Origin of the sequence: Streptobacillus ratti (assembly GCF_001891165.1) — a bacterium.
Lineage (GTDB): Bacteria > Fusobacteriota > Fusobacteriia > Fusobacteriales > Leptotrichiaceae > Streptobacillus > Streptobacillus ratti.
Window position 1 is genome coordinate 1 of sequence record NZ_LKKW01000062.1, and the last position, 2,023, is coordinate 2,023.

General features: G+C 29.4%; 2 protein-coding genes. One reads left to right on the top strand and one right to left on the bottom strand.

Annotated features, from left to right (window positions below; genetic code table 11):
* Positions 1 to 424, top strand: a 424-nt coding sequence (locus tag BT993_RS06740) for an IS30 family transposase (protein ID WP_143604302.1), incomplete at its 5' end; no start/stop codon positions are given.
* A 37-nt stretch (positions 425 to 461) separates the two neighbouring features.
* Here the strand turns inward: BT993_RS06740 and BT993_RS06745 are convergent.
* Positions 462 to 1,886, bottom strand: coding sequence for a carbon starvation CstA family protein (locus tag BT993_RS06745; protein ID WP_072593798.1), 1,425 nt, complete (start codon positions 1,884 to 1,886; stop codon positions 462 to 464).
* Positions 1,887 to 2,023 lie beyond the last annotated feature (137 nt).

A 2,023-nucleotide genomic window follows, 5' to 3' on the forward strand; every position in this document is an offset into this window, starting at 1 on the left:
AGAGGGTAAATCTAAGGTGATAATGACTCTTACTGAGAGATTATCAAGAATTAATATTGTTCGTTTATTAGATGCTAAGACTAATGATAATGTTATTAAAGAGGTTGAAAAGATTATTAAAAGTAATAAATATTTAATTCATTCTATTACTTCTGATAATGGTTCTGAGTTTTCTAATGTTAAGTATATTACTGATTTAGATATTAAGTGGTATTTTGCTCACCCTTATTGTTCTAATGAGAGGGGTAGTAATGAAAATAATAATAAGATGATTAGGAGATTTATTCCTAAGGGTAGGTCTATGAATAAATTAAGAAAAAAAGATGTTAAATTTATTGAAAATTTTATGAATAATTATCCTAGAAAAATTTTCAATTCTTCAACATCTTATGAAGTTTATGAATGTCTTTTAAATCTTGTTTAAGTTGTTTTTGGACATTTACTTTTGGAATTTAGGATTTTTAATCTAATTTTTCATTTTTACCTTTATTAGTTAAGAAGAATAATAAAGTACATAATCCTGAGAAAATAATACCTATAATAATAGCTATATTTTCAACTAAATTTATATCTATACCATTAAAGAATCTAACAAATCCCTCAGGTGCTGCAATTATATATGATGTAACAACAACAGTCATGAACATAGCTGGAATTAAAGCTATCCAATAGTTCTTACCTCTATTTGCCAAGTATTTAACTGCTGCCCAAAGAGTTATAGTTGCAAGAGTTTGATTTGACCAACTGAAATATCTCCATACAACTGAAAATTCAATGAAACAAAGTGAAATTCCTAATATGAAAAGTGGTATTACAATTATAAATCTATTAACTATTGGTCCTTGTTTAAGATTAAATGAATCAGCTATTGTAAGTCTTGCACTTCTAAATGCAGTATCCCCTGAAGTTATAGGACACACAACAACACCTAATATAGCTAAAGCTCCACCTATTTTACCTAAAATACCCATTGATATCTTATTAACTACTACACCCGGAGCTCCAGCTGCTGCTAATCCTTCAATTCCTCCAAAGAAAGACATTGCTGCTGCAGCCCAAATAAGTGCTATTATTCCTTCAGCTATCATAGCCCCATAGAATACTCTTCTTCCTTCTTTTTCTGATCTTATACATCTTGCCATCATAGGTGATTGTGTTGCATGGAATCCACTAATTGCTCCACAAGCTATTGAGATACATAAGTAAGGGAAAATTGATTTTCCTGCTGGGTGCATATTTACAAAAGCTATTTCAGGAATTTCAAAACCTTTTAAAAGTATTCCTCCCCCTATTCCTATTGCCATTAAAAGAAGTGAAAGTCCAAATACTGGATAAATTTTTCCTATAACTTTATCAACTGGTAAAATAGTAGCAAATAAGTAATAGATTATTATTAAAGCTAACCATACTTCATATCTTACACCTGTTATACTATTTAAAATTTGTGCTGGACTCATTATGAATATAACACCAACAAGTAATAATAGTACAACAGAAAATATTCTCATTACTTGTTTTGCAGTTAATCCTAAATTTTCTCCAACAATTTCTGAAACAGAAGCTCCATCTTGTCTAACAGACATCATTCCTATTAAATAATCATGAACTGCTCCACCAAAAATACAACCAAATACTATCCAAATAAAAGCTGCTGGTCCCCATAAAGCTCCTGCAATAGCTCCGAATATAGGTCCTGTCCCTGCTATATTAAGAAATTGTATTAAAAAGGCTCTTGCCCAACCAATTTCTACATAGTCAACACCATCACTCATTCTCTTAGCTGGAGTTAATCTAGTTTCATCTGATCCAAAAATCTTGTCAACTATTTTCCCATAAATAGCATACCCTAGTATAAGTGCTATAATCGAAAATATAAAGCTATACATAGTTTCATCCCCTTTTAAAATTTTAATTAATTATAAACTAATGATTTATAACAGTATATTTTACCTCAAAAAATTCAATAGTCAATAAATTTTTTTCATTATTTTTAATAAAAATTAACAAAAAAAAGAGGAGAGTT

Coding starts and splice junctions, on each gene's coding strand:
- BT993_RS06745 (WP_072593798.1), bottom strand. CDS start 1,886: ATGTATAGCTTTATATTTTCGATTATAGCACTTATACTAGGGTATGCT.